This is a genomic window from Roseovarius atlanticus (assembly GCF_019802205.1).
GTDB classification, from domain to species: Bacteria; Pseudomonadota; Alphaproteobacteria; order Rhodobacterales; family Rhodobacteraceae; genus Roseovarius; species Roseovarius atlanticus_A.
Map to the genome: position 1 here is coordinate 621964 of NZ_JAHVHQ010000002.1, position 18585 is coordinate 640548.

Annotated in this window: 19 protein-coding genes; 10 read left to right on the top strand and 9 right to left on the bottom strand. The window is 66.4% G+C overall.

Going from position 1 to position 18585, the window contains the following annotated elements:
• Positions 1-70 precede the first annotated feature (70 nt).
• A complete protein-coding gene (locus KUV49_RS03190) occupies positions 71-430 on the bottom strand; it encodes a hypothetical protein (RefSeq protein WP_222451581.1) in 360 nt (119 codons plus the stop codon).
• 145 nt (positions 431-575) lie between these two features.
• Between KUV49_RS03190 and KUV49_RS03195 the strand changes: the two genes are divergently transcribed.
• The 7 genes from KUV49_RS03195 (at position 576) to KUV49_RS03225 (ending at position 7266) form a co-directional block, all read left to right on the top strand.
• Positions 576-2015 (top strand): FAD-linked oxidase C-terminal domain-containing protein, encoded by a 1440-nt coding sequence (locus KUV49_RS03195; RefSeq protein ID WP_222451582.1) that lies wholly within the window; start codon positions 576-578, stop codon positions 2013-2015.
• Between the two features lie 43 nt (positions 2016-2058).
• Positions 2059-3195 carry a glycolate oxidase subunit GlcE gene (gene glcE, locus KUV49_RS03200; protein ID WP_222451583.1) on the top strand — a complete coding sequence of 379 codons (1137 nt, stop codon included), beginning with the start codon at positions 2059-2061 and terminating at the stop codon, positions 3193-3195.
• Positions 3192-3548 (top strand): hypothetical protein, encoded by a 357-nt coding sequence (locus KUV49_RS03205; RefSeq protein ID WP_222451584.1) that lies wholly within the window; start codon positions 3192-3194, stop codon positions 3546-3548. Before glcE ends, KUV49_RS03205 begins: the two co-directional genes overlap by 4 nt.
• Entirely contained in the window at positions 3549-4835 is a 1287-nt protein-coding gene (glcF, locus tag KUV49_RS03210; protein WP_222451585.1) for a glycolate oxidase subunit GlcF, read from the top strand. It abuts the gene before it with no gap.
• 81 nt (positions 4836-4916) lie between these two features.
• Positions 4917-5732 (top strand): trypsin-like serine peptidase, encoded by an 816-nt coding sequence (locus KUV49_RS03215; protein WP_222451586.1) that lies wholly within the window; start codon positions 4917-4919, stop codon positions 5730-5732.
• Position 5733: 1 nt separating this feature from the next.
• Positions 5734-6588 (top strand): trypsin-like serine peptidase, encoded by an 855-nt coding sequence (locus KUV49_RS03220; protein WP_222451587.1) that lies wholly within the window; start codon positions 5734-5736, stop codon positions 6586-6588.
• Positions 6589-6798: 210 nt separating this feature from the next.
• Positions 6799-7266, top strand: coding sequence for an Hsp20 family protein (locus tag KUV49_RS03225; protein WP_152490801.1), 468 nt, complete (start codon positions 6799-6801; stop codon positions 7264-7266).
• Between the two features lie 229 nt (positions 7267-7495).
• Here KUV49_RS03225 and KUV49_RS03230 read toward each other — a convergent pair whose 3' ends face one another.
• The 4 genes from KUV49_RS03230 to KUV49_RS03245 all read right to left on the bottom strand — a co-directional run bounded on the left by KUV49_RS03230 (position 7496) and on the right by KUV49_RS03245 (position 12649).
• A complete protein-coding gene (locus tag KUV49_RS03230; RefSeq protein ID WP_222451588.1) occupies positions 7496-9517 on the bottom strand; it encodes a vWA domain-containing protein in 2022 nt (673 codons plus the stop codon).
• On the bottom strand, positions 9514-10050 hold the full coding sequence (locus KUV49_RS03235) for an RNA polymerase sigma factor (RefSeq protein WP_222451589.1): 537 nt from the start codon (positions 10048-10050) through the stop codon (positions 9514-9516). The genes KUV49_RS03230 and KUV49_RS03235 overlap by 4 nt, the downstream gene beginning before the upstream one ends.
• A gap of 227 nt (positions 10051-10277) precedes the next feature.
• Positions 10278-11162, bottom strand: coding sequence for a dihydrodipicolinate synthase family protein (locus KUV49_RS03240; protein ID WP_222451590.1), 885 nt, complete (start codon positions 11160-11162; stop codon positions 10278-10280).
• Between the two features lie 8 nt (positions 11163-11170).
• Positions 11171-12649, bottom strand: a complete 1479-nt coding sequence (locus KUV49_RS03245; protein ID WP_222451591.1) for an NAD-dependent succinate-semialdehyde dehydrogenase — start codon at positions 12647-12649, stop codon at positions 11171-11173.
• A gap of 83 nt (positions 12650-12732) precedes the next feature.
• Here KUV49_RS03245 and KUV49_RS03250 point away from each other — a divergent pair, with 83 nt between their 5' ends.
• Positions 12733-13521 (top strand): alpha/beta hydrolase, encoded by a 789-nt coding sequence (locus tag KUV49_RS03250; protein WP_222451592.1) that lies wholly within the window; start codon positions 12733-12735, stop codon positions 13519-13521.
• 109 nt (positions 13522-13630) lie between these two features.
• Here the strand turns inward: KUV49_RS03250 and KUV49_RS03255 are convergent, their stop codons facing one another.
• The gene (locus tag KUV49_RS03255; RefSeq protein ID WP_222451593.1) at positions 13631-14629 is read right to left on the bottom strand and encodes a P1 family peptidase; all 999 of its coding nucleotides are present in this window, start codon (positions 14627-14629) and stop codon (positions 13631-13633) included.
• A 163-nt stretch (positions 14630-14792) separates the two neighbouring features.
• Here KUV49_RS03255 and KUV49_RS03260 point away from each other — a divergent pair, with 163 nt between their 5' ends.
• Positions 14793-16031 carry an aminopeptidase P family protein gene (locus tag KUV49_RS03260; protein WP_222451594.1) on the top strand — a complete coding sequence of 413 codons (1239 nt, stop codon included), beginning with the start codon at positions 14793-14795 and terminating at the stop codon, positions 16029-16031.
• A gap of 63 nt (positions 16032-16094) precedes the next feature.
• Here KUV49_RS03260 and KUV49_RS03265 read toward each other — a convergent pair whose 3' ends face one another.
• The 3 genes from KUV49_RS03265 to KUV49_RS03275 all read right to left on the bottom strand — a co-directional run bounded on the left by KUV49_RS03265 (position 16095) and on the right by KUV49_RS03275 (position 17802).
• A complete protein-coding gene (locus KUV49_RS03265; RefSeq protein WP_261391444.1) occupies positions 16095-16400 on the bottom strand; it encodes a hypothetical protein in 306 nt (101 codons plus the stop codon).
• 36 nt (positions 16401-16436) lie between these two features.
• Positions 16437-17111 carry a PspA/IM30 family protein gene (locus KUV49_RS03270; RefSeq protein WP_222451595.1) on the bottom strand — a complete coding sequence of 225 codons (675 nt, stop codon included), beginning with the start codon at positions 17109-17111 and terminating at the stop codon, positions 16437-16439.
• A 91-nt stretch (positions 17112-17202) separates the two neighbouring features.
• On the bottom strand, positions 17203-17802 hold the full coding sequence (locus tag KUV49_RS03275) for a TetR/AcrR family transcriptional regulator (RefSeq protein WP_222451596.1): 600 nt from the start codon (positions 17800-17802) through the stop codon (positions 17203-17205).
• Between the two features lie 185 nt (positions 17803-17987).
• Here KUV49_RS03275 and KUV49_RS03280 point away from each other — a divergent pair, with 185 nt between their 5' ends.
• Positions 17988-18584 (top strand): DUF1523 family protein, encoded by a 597-nt coding sequence (locus KUV49_RS03280; protein WP_222451597.1) that lies wholly within the window; start codon positions 17988-17990, stop codon positions 18582-18584.
• Position 18585 lies beyond the last annotated feature (1 nt).

The window sequence follows — 18585 nt, forward strand, 5'->3', positions numbered from 1 at the left end:
CACCGAGGCGTCGGACCCCAGTCCGCCGCCGAGACAAACCGGCACGCGCCCCTTGGGCGCGTTCATTCTGTCAGGGTTGCAGCGCCACGCGCTTTTGCGAGTCCGACCAGCCATCGACCGAACACCGCGCCCGCACGAAGATTTCGCGCGTCCCGTCCGGGATCACCACACCGCTCAGCGACCGGGTGAACGGCTGCTCGTTCACGTGCGGATGCATCAGCTCGCGATAGCCCAGCCGGTTGCCTGCCGCATCCAGCACTTCCCAGCCGTCGGCATAATGGTCCCACCCGCTGTCCGGATGGCGAATCGTCACGTGGATATTCCAGACCATGCCCGCCTTTTCGACGGTCACGTCCAGAACCTCCGGATCGTCGGCAAATGCCGGCGCGGCCAACAGGGTGGCCAGGAAAAATGCGGCGAGTCTCTTCATGTCTGTTAATATAGGCGAGCGCCGCGACACATGCACTCACAACCGCGTGCGGGCCGCATTCTTCTTGTGACCGCGTCACGGATGCCGCACTTGCGACTGGCGCAAATTGGTTATATTATCTTACCAATCCACCGGGAGGACTGCCATGGACATGCCAAAGCCCAATCCGACCATCCTTGCCCGCAAGGCGCAACTTCTCGACCGGCTGGCGTCGTTCCTCCCGCCCGAGGCGCTCATCCACGACCCCGCCGAGACCCGCGCCTATGAATGCGACGGGCTGACCGCCTACAAGTGCCCGCCGCTGGCCGTGGTCCTGCCCGCCTCCACGGCAGAGGTCTCCGAGACCCTCAAGATCTGCCACGACATGGGCGTGCCCGTGGTGCCGCGCGGCGCGGGCACCTCGCTTGCCGGCGGCGCGCTTCCGACCGAGGACAGCGTGATCATCGGCGTCGCCCGCATGTCCGAAGTGCTGGAAACCGACTACGACAACCGCTTCATCCGCGTGCAGACCGGGCGCACCAACCTCTCCGTCACCGGCGCGGTCGAGGAAGACGGCTTTTTCTACGCCCCCGACCCCTCCAGCCAGCTGGCCTGCGCCATCGCCGGCAACATCGCCATGAACTCGGGCGGCGCGCATTGCCTGAAATACGGCGTCACCACCAACAACCTGATGGGCGTCACCATGGTGCTGATGGACGGCACCGTGACCGAAATCGGCGGCACCCATCTCGATGCCGAAGGGCTCGACCTTCTGGGCCTCATCTGCGGCTCCGAAGGCCAGCTTGGCATCGTCACCGAAGCGACCCTGCGCATCCTGCACAAGCCCGAGGGCGCCCGCCCCGTCCTGATCGGCTACGATTCCTCCGAGGTCGCGGGCCAGTGCGTGTCGGACATCATCAAGGCCGGCGTCCTGCCCGTGGCGATCGAATTCATGGACCGCCCCTGCATCCGCGCGACCGAGGCCTTCGCCGGCGCGGGCTACCCCGATTGCGAGGCGCTGCTGATCGTCGAGGTCGAAGGCTCCGACGCCGAGATCGACGAACAGCTCGAAACCATCATGGAGATCGCCCGCCGCCACGACCCCGTCGAGCTGCGGCAGTCGTCATCCGAGGACGAGAGCAAGCGCATCTGGCTGGGCCGCAAATCCGCCTTCGGCGCGATGGGCAAGATCAACGACTACATGTGCCTCGACGGCACCATCCCGGTCAACGAACTGCCTTACGTCCTCAAACGCATCGGCGAGATGTCGAAGGACTTCGGCCTCGACGTCGCCAACGTCTTTCACGCGGGCGACGGCAACATGCACCCGCTGATCCTGTTCGACGCCAACAAGGACGGCGACCTGGAACTCTGCGAGGAACTGGGCGCCGAGATCCTCAAGCTCTGCGTCGAGGTTGGCGGCTGCCTCACCGGCGAACACGGCGTCGGCATCGAAAAGCGCGACCTGATGCTGCATCAATACGACCCGCCCGACCTCGAAATCCAGATGGCCGTCAAGGACGTGTTCGACCCGAAATGGCTGCTGAACCCCGCCAAGGTCTTTCCCCTCGCCGCGTCCGACACCCGCCGCATCGCGGCTGAATGACCTTCCGGGGCGCCGCCCCGGACCCCGGAGTATTTTTGGAACAATGAAAGCCCTTGCCCCCACCTCCGAGGCCGAACTGGCCGAGATGGTCGCCTCCGCCTCCGAGCCGCTGCGCATTCAGGGCGGCGGCACGCGCCCCATCGGCGTGCCGGTCAACGGCCAGCCGCTGACAACCTCGGGCCTCTCCGGCGTAAACCTTTATGAACCCGGCGCGCTGACGCTGGTGGTCCAGGCCGGCACCCCGGTCGCAGAGGTGCGCAAGACCCTGGCCGCCGAGGGCCAGCGCCTCGCCTTCGAGCCGATGGACCATCGCGGCCTCCTGGGCACGACCGGCGAGCCCACCATCGGCGGCGTCTTCGCCGCCAACGTCTCGGGCCCCCGCCGCATCCAGGCCGGCGCTGCGCGCGACTTCCTCCTGGGCGTCCGCTTCGTCGACGGGCAGGGACAGGTCACCCGCAACGGCGGACGCGTGATGAAGAACGTTACCGGCTATGACCTCGTCAAGCTGATGGCCGGCAGCTACGGCACCCTTGGCGTGCTGACCGAACTGGCGCTCAAGGTGCTGCCCGCGTCGCACCATACCGCCACGCTCACCCTCTCGGGTCTCGACGACGGCACCGCCATTGCCGCCCTCTCCCGCGCGCTCGGCTCGCCGTTCGAGATCACCGGCGCCGCGCATCGCCAGACCGCAGACGGCCCGCAGACCTGCCTGCGCATCGAGGGCTTCGAGAAATCCGTGGCCTATCGTGCGGGTCAGCTCCAGACCCTTCTGGCCGGCCTCGGCACCGCCGAGATCGAGACCGACCCCGACACCAACGCCACCCTGTGGCAGGGTATCCGCGACGTCGCCTGTTTCCACGGCGGTCCGGGCGATATCTGGCGATTGTCCGTCAAACCCTCCGACGCGCCCGGGATCAAGGCGCAGGTCGACGGGGCCGAGGCGCTTTACGACTGGGGCGGTGGTCTGGTCTGGCTCCGCGTCCCGCAGGACACCCAAGCCGACACCATCCGCGCCGCCGTGAACGCGGCGGGCGGCCATGCAACGCTCCTCCGCGGCAACCGGGCCGGCGGCGTGTTCCAGCCGCTCTCGTCCCCCATCGCCGCGCTTCAGGACGGGCTGCGCGCGCGCTTCGACCCGCGCGGCATCCTCAACCCCGGCCTGATGGGCCGCGCCGCATGATCGACGTCCTGCTCTTTGCCCTCGGCTTTCTCGCCGGGCCGGTCATCTTCTGGGTGCTGGCCAGGCAGACGCCCACGCGGCGCTATGTCACCGCGCTCTGGGCCGTCTCCGTCGCCCTGATCGCAGGCGCCTTCGTCCTGCGCCAATGGGGCGGCGCGCACGGCGCTTACGGCGCGCTTGCCGTCGTGCTGCTGGCGTGGCTGGCCTGGATCACCGTCCTGTCGCTGGTGATGCTGGCCATACGCACCAGCACGCTGCCGCAGCGCCCCCGCCGCATCGCCTATGGCGTGACCGCCGCCGCCACCACCCTGCCCTGGTTCGGGCTCTACACCGCACAGATGATTGCCGACTGAATGAAAACAGAATTCACCGCCGAACAGCTCAAGTCCCCCGACATCCAGCGCTCGAACGAGATCCTGCGCTCCTGCGTGCATTGCGGCTTCTGCACCGCCACCTGCCCCACCTACCAGGTGCTGGGCGACGAATTGGACAGCCCCCGCGGCCGCATCTACCTGATCAAGGACATGCTGGAAAACGACCGCGACCCCGACCCGGAAACGGTCAAGCATGTCGACCGCTGCCTGTCATGCCTCGCCTGCATGACGACCTGCCCCTCGGGAGTGCATTACATGCACCTCGTCGACCATGCCCGCGAATATATCGAGGACCGCTACCAGCGCCCGATGTTCGAGCGTGTCCTGCGCTGGACGCTGGCGCGCATCCTGCCCTACCCGAACCGCTTCCGGCTGGCGATGCTCGGCGCCAAGGTCGCCAAACCCTTCAAATGGGCCCTGCCCGACGCCCGCCTGCGCGCGATGGTCGAGATGGCGCCCCGGACCATTCCCCCGGTCAGCCGCAACGACGACCCGCAAACCTTCCCGGCCAGGGACAAGCCGGTGAAACGCGTCGCCCTGATGACCGGCTGCGCGCAGAAGGCGCTCAACACCGACATCAACGACGCCACCATCCGCCTGCTCACCCGGCTGGGCTGCGAGGTGGTCGTGGCCAAGGGCGCAGGCTGCTGTGGCGCGCTCACGCATCACATGGGCAAGACTGGCGAAAGCCACGCGACGGCCGCGCACAACATCCGCGCCTGGACCGCGGAAATGGATGGCGACGGCCTCGACGCCATCGTGATCAACACCTCCGGCTGCGGCACGACGGTCAAGGATTACGGCCACATGTTCCGCACCGAGCCGCTGGCCGAGGACGCCGCCCGCGTCTCGGACATCGCCATGGATATCTCGGAACTCCTGATGCAGCTCGACCTGCCCGAGGGCACGCCCAAGGGCACCCGCGTCGCCTACCACGCCGCCTGTTCGCTCCAGCATGGTCAGCAGATCAAGACCCACCCCAAGACCCTGCTGAAGAAGGCGGGTTTCGAGGTGGTCGAACCGGCCGACGCGCATCTGTGCTGCGGCTCAGCGGGCACCTACAACCTGATGCAGCCCGCCATCTCCAAGCAATTGAAAACACGCAAGGTTCAGACGCTCGAGGCCAAGTCGCCCGACATCATCGCCACCGGCAATATCGGCTGCATGATGCAGATCGGCTCGGGCACCGGCGTGCCCGTCGTGCACACAGTCGAACTGCTCGACTGGGCCACCGGCGGGCCGAAACCGCCCGCGCTGAGTCAATAACCCCGGGCCAGCCCTATTTTCGACATATTGCGCCGGTAGCACGCTTTCAAATCAAGCGAGGCACCCGGATTGTTCGACAGAATGCGTTTCACAGGGCTGGTCGTGGCCCTGCTCTGGTCCATGTCGCCTGCGACCGCGCAGGATGCCATGCTCCAGCGGCTGGACACCACCGATGACGGCCGCCAATGGCAGGCCGTGGGGCGTATCGACATCGGCGGCAGCGGCTTTTGCACCGGCGCCCTGATCGCGCCGGACCTGGTGCTGACGGCGGCGCACTGCCTGTTCGATGCCACGACGGGCAAGCCCGTCGACACCCAGCAGATCGAGTTCCTCGCCGGCTGGCGCAATGGCCGCGCCACCGCCTATCGCTGGGTCCGCCGCGCCGTGGTGCATCCCGAATACGATTACTCCAACCGGATCGACGCCGCCCGCGTGCGCAACGACATCGCGCTTCTGGAACTGCATCATCCCATCGCCAAGTCCGGCGTCGCCCCGTTCCTGACCGATACGCAGCCCCGCAAGCACGAACGCATCGGCCTGGTCAGCTATGCCCGCGAACGCTCCGAGGCGCCGTCGTTGCAGGATATGTGCCAGGTCCTGGAAAAGCGCAGCGGCGTGCTGGTGATGTCCTGCGACGTCGACTACGGCGCGTCCGGCTCGCCGGTCTTTTCCTTCGATGACAAGGGCGATCCGCGGATCGTCTCGGTGGTCTCCGCCATGGCCGAGATCCACGGCAAGAAGGTCGCGCTGGGGGCCTCGCTCGACCGCCCCCTCGCCATGATGCGCGACGCGCTCGACAGTGGCGCCCGCCTGGAAAACCACGCCCGGTCCGAGATGTTCTCGACCGGCCAGAACCGCGACACCGGGGCGAAATTCGCCTCGCCCGACATGGACTGACATGATCCGCCGCCTGCTGTCTCTGTCTGCCCTAGTCGCGAGCGTCGCCCTGCCGACCCTGGCCACGCCCAGCGAGCTGATCCGGCTGACCAACCGCGACGACCTGCTGGGGTGGGAGGCCGTGGGCCGCGTCGACCTCGGGCAGGACAGCTATTGCACCGGCACGCTTGTCGCGGACAACCTCGTGCTGACGGCGGCCCATTGCGTCTTCGACAAGCACGGCGCGCCGCTTCCGCCCGAGCGGATCGTCTTCCGCGCCGGGCTGCGCGACGGGGCCGCCATCGCCGCGCGCAACATTCGCCGCTACGTGGTGGCCGACGGCTATGCACCCTCCGACGGGATGTCGGCGGACAATATCCGCCGCGACGTCGCCCTGCTGGAACTCGGCATCGCCATTCCCACCGCCACCGCCAGCCCCTTCGCGCTGCACATGAACCCCACCCGTGGCGATGACGTCAGCGTGGTGTCCTATGGCCGGCACCGCGACGACGCCTTGTCATGGGAGCGGGAATGCGATGTCCTGCGCCGGGGCCAGGGCCTGATTTCCTTCGACTGCAACGTGACCTTCGGCTCGTCCGGCGCGCCGGTATTCTCGGATGGCGGCTATCGCGCGCGGATCGTCAGCCTCGTGGTCGGCGGCCGCAAGACAGAGCACGGAACCACCATCGCCTACGGCATGGAACTGCCCGACACCGTCGACGCCCTGAAACGCAAGCTGCGCGCGATGCCCAGCACGTTTCCGACCAGCACAGGCATACGCCGCAACAGCGCCAAGACCGCGCTCTTCCCCCCCACCGGGACGAACGGCCAAGCCACCGCGGGCACGCATCCCGGTCCGAAATTCGCAAAACCCTGAAGCGTTTCGCCTGTGACCCGAGGCACCGGCCAGGCGACGCGCGCGCGACGACTGGACGTCGCACCGCGTTTCAAAGCCGCACGGAGGTCTTGAAACCGGGTTTTTCGCTCCCCAAATAACGGTCGTCCGACGCCGCATCGCGGGTCGGTCATGACCGCCTGTCCCATCCGGGAAGGCATCCACATAGGTATCGCTCAACGGAGGATTCCAATGCGTAACTTTGATCTTGCCCCGCTCTACCGGGCATCCATCGGGTTTGACCAGATTGCCGACATGATGGACCGTGTCCTTGCCGGTGACGTCAATCACCCCACCTACCCCCCTTACAACATAGAAAAGACCGCCGACGATGCCTACCGCATCTCCATCGCCGTCGCCGGTTTCAGCGATGACGAACTGTCGGTCGAACTGCGCGAAGGCGCGCTGATCGTCTCGGCCCGCAAGGCCGAAGAGGACGGCGACCGCACCTATCTGCACCGTGGCATCGCCACCCGCGCCTTCGAACGCAAGTTCCAGCTGGCCGACCACGTCAAGGTCACCGGCGCGACCCATACCGACGGGATGCTGCATATCGACCTGGTGCGCGAAGTGCCCGAGCGGCTGAAACCCCGCCGCATCGAGATCGCCAGCGGCACGTCCACGCAGAAAGACGTCGTCGACGCGGAAACGGTGAACTAGGCGAAAATCCCTTCCATGCGAAACGCCCCGTGGCTGCCACGGGGCGTTTTTCGTTTCCAAGCCGCGCGATTGCCAGACCGCGGGATGGCGACCAACATTTGTTCAGCTCACTTTATCCTCACCACCTCCGCAAGACCTCCGATCGAAGCACCAACGTCACCCAATCGCCAGCCCGTCCGGGCGGTCTGGCGATCGCGCGGCGGCCTTCGGCCTTGATTCCGCGCCGCGCCTACCGCGACAGGCTCTCCGCCAGCCGCATCAGCTGCACCGCCTCGGCCCGATAGCCGAAGGGGTCTTCCCCCTTCGCCCCATTCGCCAGCGCAATCGCCTCCGCATAGCCCCAATCACCAAGATACGTCTCACCGCGCAGCAACTGCCCGAACCCGGCAATCGCGGCCGCAAACCGCGCCTCGGGACCAGCGCCGCTACCCTCGACAATAGCCTGCTCGATCAACCGGCTCTCTTCCTCGCCGGGCGCTTTGTACCGCAGCTTGAAGTACCCAAGCTCGCCAGCATCCCCGCGCACCGCCTCCGCCGCACCATAGCGCAACGGGTCGCTCATCTGCGCGGGCGACCCCACCGGCGTGATCTCGTAAAGCGCGGTCACCTTGTGCCCGGCCCCGATATCGCCCGCATCCACGCGGTCATTGTTGAATTCCTCGCGCCGCAAGGCACGCGTCTCGTACCCGATCAGCCGGTACTCGACCACCGCCGCCGGATTGAACTCCACCTGGATCTTCACGTCATCGGCAATCGGGTAGAGCGCGCCGCTCACCTGGTCGACCATCACCTTCTGCGCCTCGGACAACGTGTCGATATAGGCCGCCTGCCCGTTCCCGTTCTGCGCCAACGCCTGCATCGTCGCATCGTCCAGGTTTCCACGCCCGAATCCCATCACCGACAGGTAGGTGCCGCTCTCGCGCTCTTGCGCGATATAGTCTTTCAATGCTTCGGGATCGCTCAGGCCAACATTGAAATCCCCGTCCGTCGCCAGGATCACCCGCGACACCTCGCCCTCACCGCTCATCTCCCCGGCCAGCGCATAGGCCTGCTGCAGCCCCGCCTGCCCGGCGGTCGAGCCGCCGGCCTCCAGCCGGTCCAGCGCGCCCAGGATCGTCTCACGCTCGGTCGCCGGTGTCGGCGCCAGCGCCTGTCCCGCGCTGCCCGCGTAGGTCACGATCGCCACGCTGTCCCGCTCGGTCAGCTGCGGCAGCAACAGCGCCAAGGACTGCTTCAACAACGGCAGCTTGTTCGCCGCCTGCATCGACCCGCTCGTGTCGATCAGGAACACCAGGTTCAGCGGCGGGCGGTCCGCCACGGGGGGCACCTCGCCCTGGATCGCTATATGCACCAGCTTCGTGTCCGGGTTCCACGGCGTGTCCGTCACGCTCACCGTCGGCTCGAACGGCGCATCGCCTTCGGGCGCCGCATAATCATAGGGGAAATAGTTCACCATCTCCTCGATCCGCACAGCCCCCCGCGGCGGCAGGTATCCCGCCCGCAGCGACGACCGCACAACACCATACGATGCCGTATCCACGTCGATGGAAAACGTCGACACCGGCTCTTCGCCGGTGATCTTCAGCGCGTTCGGCGTGGCCTCGGCAAACGCCTCGGTATCGGTTTCGGGCAGGACCACCCCGTCATCCGCGTTGCGCGGCGCGATGCGCCCGACCGGCGCCGTGTTCGCCGCGCTCCCGGCATATCCCTCCGCATCGGACAAGGCCTGCGACTGCATCGCCTGCGGGGCCATCTGCCTCTGATTTGCAAGACCCGACTCCGGACGCGCCACCTGGGGCGACGGCATCGGCACGGGCCGGGACGCCTCGGCCTCCGGCGCGGGCTCCGCCGGGGCGACGTCCAGCACCATCTCCTCCGCCGCCTCCGGCGCAGGCGCTTTGCGCCGAACCGCGTCGGCCATGTCGCCATCGGCTTCCGTCACCACCGGCTGCGCCCCGCGCAGCGCCGGCGCGTTTTGCCAGTCCGGCACCACCACGACCATTCCCAGCGCCACCAGCGCCGTCGTCGCCGTCAGCGCCCCGCGCGTATTCATCCGCATCAACATATCCGTCACTCCTCTGACAAGGCCCGCTTTCGGGCGATCAGAGGTTTGACGCGCGCCATCCCGCGCCTCTTGGAGATCGGCAAAGTTTTTCCGCGCCAACGCCAGATCCGCCGCCTTCCTGTCGGCATCCGGTTTCGGCGTCGCCGCCCGCATCATGGCCTTCAGATCGTCGAGGTCGTCGCTCATGCGTCCTCCTCTCGCGCACGCATCGCGCGCAGATGTTTCTTGGCCTCGGAGATGCGCCACCCCACTGTGCCGCCCGAGATGCCCAGCACCTCGCCCGCCTCCGCATGGCTCATGTCATCGAGCACCAGCGCCAACGTGTCCCGCAACTCCTCCGGCAGGGCGCGCATCGCTTGCGTCAGCCAGTCGACGGCCTCCGCCACCTCCGCGTCCGCCGCCCGCCGGTCAACTTCCCAGTCGCCCCAGCCTTCCGCGTATCTCGCCCGCACCGCCGCGCGCCGCCGCCGGTCATGGGCGGCATTCACCACCACCCGCCACAGCCACGTGGTAAACCTCGAGGCCCCGCGAAAGCCCGACAGCTTGCCGGGCAGCGCCGCGCACACATCCTGCGTCAGGTCCTCCGCCTCGGCCCGTGCCCCGGTCAGCCGGAATGCCAGCCGGAACACGCCATCGTAGTGCCGCTCGACCAGGGCCGAGAACGCCGCCGCGTCACCATCTGCGGCCGCCTGGGCCAGGGTTTCGTCACTGACTGTCATGCGCATCACGATTGTAGGACGCCGCCCGAGCGTCAATCCTTGGCGATCCGTGGAATTTTCTTCACACCGTCATCCCCGACTTGATCGGGGATCTCTTTGCCACAGAGATCCTCGGGTCAAGCCCGAGGATGACGCCACCCCGCAGCTCCGCGTAGGGTGGGATTTCATCCCACCTTCACGGAATTTCATCCCACCTTGGCAGGATACCATCCCACCAATCGTGCCCCTTAAAGCGCCCCGACCCGCTCCAGCACCGCCTTCAGATCGGCCCGGCCCGCATCGCTCAGCCCGTCCTGCGGCGGCAGCGGCGCGCCCACGTCGTAGCCCTGCAATTCCAGCCCGCCCTTGACGCAGGCCGCCAGGTTGTACTTGGCAAACGCCTGGTTCAGCGCCCACAGCTCCCGCTGCAACTCCATCGCCGCCTGGTACTGCCCGACCTTGCACAGCTCATAAAGCTTCACGCTCTGCTTCGGCACGATGCACGCGGGCCCGGCCATCCAGCCCTTGCCCCCGATCAGCATCACGCAGGCCGGGATATGCGCCGAGGCGGCGAAGATATCCAGTTTGTCGCCCACCCGGTCCATGATCGACAACAGCCGCCCGGTGTTGCTTGACGCATCCTTCAGGCAGCGGATGTTCTCCACCTCCGCCAGGTCCGCAATCAAACCCACGCTCAAATCGCTGCGCTGGAAATTGGGGTTGGTGTAGATCACGATCGGCAGGTCCACCGCCGCCGCAACGGCGGTGAAATAGTCCTTGATGCCGGCGTCGCTCACCGGGAAGTAGGCCTCCAGAACGGCAAGAATACCGTCACAGCCCATCGCCGCGAACTCCCGCGCCTGCCGCACCGCCTCGGACGTGGTCGTCGCCGCCACACCCGCCACCACCGGCACCCGGCCCTTTGCCGCGGCCACCACCGTTTCCACGATGTCGCGCTTCTGCGCCCAGCTCAGATAGGCGAACTCCCCGGTCGAGCCCAGCGGCGTCAGCCCATGCACGCCCGCGTCGATCAGGTCGTCGCAAAGCCGGGTCAGAACCTCGCGGTTGACCCGGCCCTCGCCATCCAGCGGCGAGACGAGATAGGGAAAGACCCCGTGAAACCCGCCGTCCATGCCGTGCCTCACACGCTCATGCAGACGTATTTCAGCTCCAGGAAATCCTCGATCCCGTGATGGCTGCCTTCCCGGCCCAGTCCCGACTGCTTCACGCCGCCGAACGGCGCCACCTCGGTCGAGATGATGCCGGTGTTCACGCCGACAATGCCGTATTCAAGCGCCTCGGCCACCTTGTAGACCCGGCTCAGATCCTTGGCGTAGAAATAGCTGGCCAGGCCAAAGATCGTGTCGTTCGCCATGGCGATCACGTCATCCTCGTCCTCGAACTTGAAAAGCGGCGCCAACGGCCCGAACGTCTCTTCCCGGCTCACCTTCATGTCCTGCGTCACACCCGTCAGGATCGTCGGCTTGAAGAAGTTGCCGTCCATCTCGCCATCCGCACCCCCAAGGATCACATTGCCGCCCTTGGCCTTGGCATCCTCGATATGCTCCACGACCTTCTCGGACGCTTCCGGGTTGATCAGCGGCCCCAGCTCGGTGCCCTCTTCAAGCCCGTCGCCCACTTTCATCTTGCTCACCCGGTCCTTCAGCTTTTCGGCAAAAGCGTCATAGACCCCGGCCTGCACGTAGATCCGGTTGGCACAGACACAGGTCTGCCCGTTGTTACGGAACTTGCACATGATGGCGCCTTCCACGGCGGCATCCACGTCGGCGTCGTCGAACACGATGAAGGGCGCGTTCCCGCCCAGCTCCATCGAGCATTTCATTACCTGGTCGGCCGCCTGCCGCAGCAGGATGCGCCCCACCTCGGTCGACCCGGTAAAGGTCAGCTTGCGCACGTTCGGGTTCTCGCAGAACTCCTTGCCGATGTCCGAGGACCGCGACGAGGTCACGATGTTGAACACCCCTGCCGGGATGCCCGCCCGCTCGGCCAGCACACCCATCGCCGTCGCCGACAGCGGCGTTTCCGCCGCAGGACGGCCCACAAAGGCACAACCCGCCGCCAGCGCGGGCGCGGCCTTGCGCGTGATCATCGCGTTGGGGAAATTCCACGGCGTGATCGACGCCGCCACCCCGATCGGTTGCTTCAGCACCATGATCCGCTTGTCGCGCTGGTGGCCCGGGATCATCTCGCCATAGACCCGCTTGGCCTCCTCGCCGAAGAACTCGATGAAGGACGCGCCATAGGCGATCTCGCCCTTGGCCTCGGCCAGCGGCTTGCCCTGCTCGGCGGTCAGGATCGTGCCCAGGTCGTCCTGGTGCTCCATCATCAGGTCGAACCACTTGCGCAGCACCGCGGCCCGCTCCTTGCCGGTCCACTTGGCCCATTCCTTCTGCGCCTTCGCGGCCCCCGCGATCACCTCGGCCACCTGCTTGCGATCGAGGTCCGCCACGTTGGCGATCACGTCGCCCCGCGCCGGGTTCACCACTTCGAAGGTCGCGCCCTCCGCGCCGTCGACCCACTTGCCCCCGGCATAGGCCTTCTCGGCCAGAAGATCGGGATCTTTCAAAAGCGATTTCAGGTTGGTGGCAGTATCGAGCATAGCGCATCCTCCGGCAAAAACTGTTGCTCATGGCAAAGCATCTGGGGCACGGAATGTCTAGGGCCAGACCGAAGGAGAAAATCATGAAACTGGACGACGCCTATGCCAACGTCCCCTATATTCCCGGCGGCGAGGATTACCCGCCGCGCTGGGCCGCCGAAGCCGCCGCGTTCCGCGAAGCGCGCACGCCAGGGCGTGACGATCTTGGACTGCCCTACGGCGACACGCCCCGCCAGGCCTACGATATCTTCCGCCCCGAAGCCGCGCCCGAAGGCACGCTCATCTTCGTTCATGGCGGCTACTGGTTCCGCTTCGACCGCAGCTACTGGTCCCACTTCGCCACCGGCGCGCTGGCCCGTGGCTGGTCCGTCGCCATGCCCTCCTACGACCTCTGCCCCGATGTCCGCATCGCCGACATCACCCAACAGATCGCCCGCGCCATCCAGACCATCGCGGGCACGACCGATGGCCCCCTCGCCCTTGCCGGTCACTCCGCCGGCGGCCACCTCGTCTCCCGCATGGCCCAACCCGGCCTCCTGCCCACCGGCATCACCGACCGGATCACCACGATCACCCCGATCTCCCCGGTTTCCGACCTGCGCCCCCTGCTGCACACGTCGATGAACGACCAGTTCCGGCTGACCGAAGCCACCGCCGCCGCCGAAAGCCCCGCCCTCATGCCCGACCGCCTCGCCATCCCCACCCACATCTGGGTCGGCGCCGAGGAACGCCCCGTTTTCCTCGACCAGGCCCGCTGGCAGGCCGACGCCTGGTCCTGCCCCCTGCGCATCGACAAGGGGCGTCACCATTTCGACATCATCGACGCCCTCAAGGACCCCGAAAGCCCCCTGATGCGCGATATCCTCGACTGATCCATCCCGGCTTTTTCTTGCCGAAAATACTCAAATCCCGCCGCGCGCCACACGCGCCCGACGCGATGGCCCCGCGTAGGGTGGGTGAAAACCCACGCGCCCCCGCGCCTCATCCCTGACCGAACCGATCCGCCCAACACGGCACCCCGTCTCCCTTGGCAGGTCGTGCCGCAAAAACCGCCCGCGCAATCGCCCGTGCCACGCAACTCGCCGCCGCATGGCCCAGCGCCAACTGCCCCGCCACGTCGGGCGCCTCCCCGCGCCCCGTGGCCGCGGCAAAGATCAGATCCCCGTCCATCGGCGTATGCGACGGCAGCAGCGCCCGCGCATACCCATCATGCGCCGCCACCGCCATCCGCGTGCACTGCGCCTGTGTCAGCCTTGCATCCGTCGCCACCACGGCAATCGTCGTCGCCGCATGCTGCCCCAGCTTCGTCTTCGGCTCCTGCACGTCCCGGAACGCGCGCGCCGCGCCCAATCCGCCAAACTCGCCCTCCATCTCGAACGGCGCCGCCCAGAACTCACCGCGCTCGCCCGCCACGGCCGAGCCCAGCGCGTTCACCGCCACCAGCGCCCCCACGGTCACGCCCGAGGCCAGCACGACCGAGGCCGAGCCGATTCCGCCCTTGAAATCCGCCGTGACCGCACCCGCTCCGGCCCCGAAACTGCCAATTTCGAACACCTCTCCCCGGGCCGCCAGCGCCGCGCGCCCAAGCCGCTTGTATGGGTTCTCCCCCCAATCCTTGTCCCCGCCGTTCAGCAGGTCGAACAGGATCGCCCCCGGCACGATCGGCACGCGCTGGTCCCCCACGGCAAACCCGCGCCCCTCGGCGCGCAGCGCGTCCGCCACGCCCGACGCCGCATCCAGGCCAAAGGCCGACCCGCCCGACAGCACCAGCGCATCGACCTCCTCCACCACCTTGTCCGGCGCCAGCAGATCCGTCTCGCGCGTGCCCGGCGCCCCGCCCATCACATGCACGCCCGCCGTGAACGGCGCATCGCCCACCACCACGCTCACCCCGGTCTTCACCGCCGCATCTTCGGCCTGCCCCACCAGTATCCCCGGCACATCCGTGATCAGGTTCCGCTTGCCCGGTCTTGCCGTCATGTTCCGTTCCCGTCCTCGCAATGTCGCAATCCATCTTGCCAGACCTGCCCCGCTCTGCAAGAACAGCGTCAGACCCGCGGGCGATGGCGTCGCCCCCAACCACGGGTTTCTACCCCAACAGTCCTGAACGCCGGGACCTTTCTTTGATTAGGAGGGTCACACTATGACTGCACCCCAAATCCACACCGATGTCACGGGCGCACGCCCCGAATTCTACCGCTTCCACAACGGCGAAAAGGCCCCGTTGCCCTTCGCAGCGTCCGAGTACGACCAGCGCCTGACCGGCCTGCGCCGCATCATGGCGGAAACCGGCGTCACCGCCGCCGTCTTCACCTCGATGCACAACATCGCCTACTATTCGGGCTTCCTCTACTGCGCCTTCGGGCGGCCCTACGGCCTTGTCGTGACGGCGGCAGACAGCGTCACCGTCTCGGCGGGCATCGACGCGGGCCAGCCGTGGCGCCGCTGCCATGGCGACAACATCACCTATACCGACTGGCAGCGCGACAATTACTGGCGCGCCATTGCGTCCGTCACCGGCACCGGCGGCGTGATCGGCTGTGAATCCGATCACCTCACGGTGCAGCAACGTGGCAAGCTCGACCACTTCCTTTCGCCAAAGGAAACGGTCGACCTGTCAACTCGCACAATGCATCAGCGCATGTCCAAGTCCCCCGCGGAAATCACCCTCATCCGCCAATGCACCGCCATCGCCGACGTGGGCGGCCATGCCATCCGCGACGCGGTCCGCATCGGCACGCGCGAGATCGACGTGGCCATGGCCGGACGCGATGCGATGGAACTGGAAATCGCCCGCCGCTTCCCGGATGCCGAATACCGCGACAGCTGGGTCTGGTTCCAGTCCGGCCTCAACACCGACGGCGCCCACAACCCCGTCACGGCGCGGCAACTCCGGCGCGGCGACATCCTGTCGCTCAACACCTTCCCGATGGTCTCGGCCTATTACGTCGCCCTCGAACGCACCCTGTTCGCGGCCGAGGTCGACGCCGCCTCGCTCGCCATCTGGCAGGCCAACGTCGCCGCCCACGAATACGGCATGTCCCTGCTCAAGCCCGGCATCTCCTGCGCCGAGGTCACGCACCAGATCAACGCCTTCCTGTCCGAGCGGGACCTGCTGCAATACCGCAGCTTCGGCTATGGCCACAGCTTCGGCATCCTGTCGCATTACTATGGCCGCGAAGCGGGCCTCGAACTGCGCGAGGATATCGACACCGTGCTGCAACCCGGCATGGTCATCTCGATGGAGCCGATGCTGACCATCCCCGAGGGCCAGCCCGGCGCCGGCGGCTACCGCGAACACGACGTGCTTGTCATCACCGAGGACGGCCACGAAAACATCACCGGCTATCCCTACGGGCCGGACTTCAACGTGGTCGGCTGACACGGAAAACGCCCCCCGGGGATCTTCCCGGGGGGCGCCTCAGCCCTGACTTGTGGCGGTGTCCTAGGCCGCGTCCTTGCGCTCCGGACCATAGCTCTCGCCCACGTAATCCTCCAACAGCTTTTCATTCCTGGCTTCCTCGATCCGGTTGATCCGGTCGATCCGCGCCTGGTTCTCGAAACGGTACTTCACGAAATTCACCAGGCTCAGCGTCAGCAGCAACACCGCGATCCCCCAGAACCCCTTGGTCGACAGCGGCACTTCGGTCGAAAGCCACAGCGACATGCCCAGCAGCACATAAGCCGCCGCAACGCCAATCGCGTTGAACGCCATGATCACGGTGTTGTCGGGTTTTTCATTGAATTGCATTGGTCGTCTCCTCATTCAGTGGAAAACACGGTTCGGTCACTTGCGCTTCAGCCGGTCCAGCACCTGGTCCGCCGTCACTTTCGTCACCGGGCCGAAACCCTGCGCCTCCATGCGGGCATCCACGCTTTCATGGTTCAGATCCGCCTCGATCCCCTGCAGGATCTGCGATTGCTCGAACGGGTCATCCCGCCCCACGACCCGCGCGATCAGTTCTTCGGCCTCGTCCGCCGCCGACGTGTTTCCGATCGTGGTCCGCAAGGATCCCTGCACCTGCTGCTCGCGCCGGATGGCCCGGGCCGTCACCGCGCCCTGCTTGAGGTCGATCAGCCGCCGATGCGCCACTTCCACGCTGCCGCGCAGCCGGATCACCTTGGCCTCCAGCCGGTCGACCGTGCCCTGCCGAAGCTGCGCCTCGTTCTCCATCGTTGCGACGGCATCCGCCGCCTGCCGGGCAAGGTCTTCGCGCTCCGAGGCCAGGGCATCTTCCGCCCGCCGCATCATCGTATCGATCCGCCCCTGCAGCGCGTCGAGTATCCGCTTTTCCGACCTCTGGCGCTGAATAAGCGAGGCCAGGGTCGCTTTCGCCGCCCTCAGCTGCGCATCCGAGTCGCGGATCTTCTGGTCGATCAATTCAATCGCAAAGGCGTCCTTGACCTGCTCCTCCGCCCGCGCATTCGCCCCGGCGATCAATGTCTTCAGTGTCGTGAACATATTCCAATCCCTTTCGTGAACAATGTTCATGAAAGGAAACATACAGCGCTATGAACAATGTTCAAGAATTAATTTGAACGGCGTTCATGAATTATCTGTTCCCGGTGACATACCCGATCACCAGCGCGATCATCCGGGTCATGTCGGCGCGCGACACCTCGGACACCTGGTTGTCCAGTCCCAGCGCGACGATCCCGTGCACCGACGAGAACAGCGCCCGCGCCATCAGCACCACGTCGTCCTCCGGCATCTCCGGAAAGCAGTCCCGTACCGGGGTCTCGATCAGGCCGAAAAGCCGTTTCATCTCATCGTGATACCAGTCCGGCGCCTCCACGCCCTCCACCGACTGCACCTCGAAAAGCGCCCGCCACGCGTTGCGGTTGCCCTCCGCGAAATCAAGATAGGCGTGCGACATCGCGATCATGCGCGCGGTCGGGCTGTCCTGCGCGCGATCTTTCAGGCTGGCCTCGACAGCCTGCCCAAGCCGCCCGAAGGTCCGTCCGTTCACCGCGATGACGATATCGTGCAAGTCGCCGAAAACGTTGTAAATCGCCCCCAGCGCGCACCCCGCCTCTCGCGCCAGCTCCCGCGCCTTGACCGCGGCCAGACCCCCTTGCGTCACCTTCGCCTCTGCCAGGTCGATCAACGTCTTTCGCAGCGCCTCCCGCCGCGTCTCAACTTTACCCGCCATGCGGCCTCCGAACTTGAACCATGTTCAGGAGTATACATCCTGACGCAAAAACCAAGTCCGAAGAAACGCCGCAGGCCAGATACCCGTTTGCCCCGGCCCCCGCGCCGGGGCCTCCCGGTCCGCGCCCTGTTGCCATCGCCCCTGCGACACTAGATACAAGGGCAACACGCCAAAGAGGGCCGCCCATGTACTACATCAAATGGATCTTCGTCGCCGCCTTCTGGCTGCTGGTCGCGGGCTTCCTGCACTACACCCTGCCGCAGCACGACATCGCGCGCGTCACCGACACCTACGAAAAGCGCATCGACTTCGGCGAAAACTCTATCTTCTGGTCCAACGTGGGCACCGGCGACGCCGAGGGCACGGCCAACCGCGACATCTTCTTCATCCAGACCCGGCTCGCCGAGGGCGGCGTCATGGTCTACCGCAACGAGGATACCGGCTGGGGCTGGCCGCCCTATTTCAAGTTCGACACCTCGAACCTCCAGGCCGAGGCCGCCGACCTGCGCTCCACCTCCGAATCCCCCAAATGGGTGTCGATCACCCATTACGGCTGGCGCAACGAATTCTTCTCGATCTTCCCCAACGCCATCTCGATCGAACGTGTCGAAGGCCCCGACGTCACCATCATCCCGTGGTTCAACATCATCTTCCTGACGCTGCTGGCCGCCCTCGTCTGGGCCATCCGCGCCCGCTGGGTGCGCTTCCGCGAACGCCGGGTCGACCCCGTCACGGATGAATGGGGTCTGACCGATCCGAAACCGGGCCGCGACCGCCTGTAAA

Bases quoted from the DNA above. Each gene is read 5' to 3' on its own strand.
- KUV49_RS03260 (WP_222451594.1), top strand. From the start codon at position 14,793: ATGACTGCACCCCAAATCCACACCGATGTCACGGGCGCACGCCCCGAA.
- KUV49_RS03255 (WP_222451593.1), bottom strand. From the start codon at position 14,629: ATGACGGCAAGACCGGGCAAGCGGAACCTGATCACGGATGTGCCGGGG.
- KUV49_RS03195 (WP_222451582.1), top strand. From the start codon at position 576: ATGGACATGCCAAAGCCCAATCCGACCATCCTTGCCCGCAAGGCGCAA.
- KUV49_RS03245 (WP_222451591.1), bottom strand. From the start codon at position 12,649: ATGCTCGATACTGCCACCAACCTGAAATCGCTTTTGAAAGATCCCGAT.
- glcF (WP_222451585.1), top strand. From the start codon at position 3,549: ATGAAAACAGAATTCACCGCCGAACAGCTCAAGTCCCCCGACATCCAG.
- KUV49_RS03215 (WP_222451586.1), top strand. From the start codon at position 4,917: ATGCGTTTCACAGGGCTGGTCGTGGCCCTGCTCTGGTCCATGTCGCCT.
- KUV49_RS03240 (WP_222451590.1), bottom strand. From the start codon at position 11,162: ATGGACGGCGGGTTTCACGGGGTCTTTCCCTATCTCGTCTCGCCGCTG.
- KUV49_RS03225 (WP_152490801.1), top strand. From the start codon at position 6,799: ATGCGTAACTTTGATCTTGCCCCGCTCTACCGGGCATCCATCGGGTTT.
- KUV49_RS03265 (WP_261391444.1), bottom strand. From the start codon at position 16,400: ATGCAATTCAATGAAAAACCCGACAACACCGTGATCATGGCGTTCAAC.
- KUV49_RS03250 (WP_222451592.1), top strand. From the start codon at position 12,733: ATGAAACTGGACGACGCCTATGCCAACGTCCCCTATATTCCCGGCGGC.
- KUV49_RS03280 (WP_222451597.1), top strand. From the start codon at position 17,988: ATGTACTACATCAAATGGATCTTCGTCGCCGCCTTCTGGCTGCTGGTC.
- KUV49_RS03275 (WP_222451596.1), bottom strand. From the start codon at position 17,802: ATGGCGGGTAAAGTTGAGACGCGGCGGGAGGCGCTGCGAAAGACGTTG.
- KUV49_RS03230 (WP_222451588.1), bottom strand. From the start codon at position 9,517: ATGAGCGACGACCTCGACGATCTGAAGGCCATGATGCGGGCGGCGACG.
- KUV49_RS03270 (WP_222451595.1), bottom strand. From the start codon at position 17,111: ATGTTCACGACACTGAAGACATTGATCGCCGGGGCGAATGCGCGGGCG.
- glcE (WP_222451583.1), top strand. From the start codon at position 2,059: ATGAAAGCCCTTGCCCCCACCTCCGAGGCCGAACTGGCCGAGATGGTC.
- KUV49_RS03205 (WP_222451584.1), top strand. From the start codon at position 3,192: ATGATCGACGTCCTGCTCTTTGCCCTCGGCTTTCTCGCCGGGCCGGTC.
- KUV49_RS03220 (WP_222451587.1), top strand. From the start codon at position 5,734: ATGATCCGCCGCCTGCTGTCTCTGTCTGCCCTAGTCGCGAGCGTCGCC.
- KUV49_RS03235 (WP_222451589.1), bottom strand. From the start codon at position 10,050: ATGACAGTCAGTGACGAAACCCTGGCCCAGGCGGCCGCAGATGGTGAC.
- KUV49_RS03190 (WP_222451581.1), bottom strand. From the start codon at position 430: ATGAAGAGACTCGCCGCATTTTTCCTGGCCACCCTGTTGGCCGCGCCG.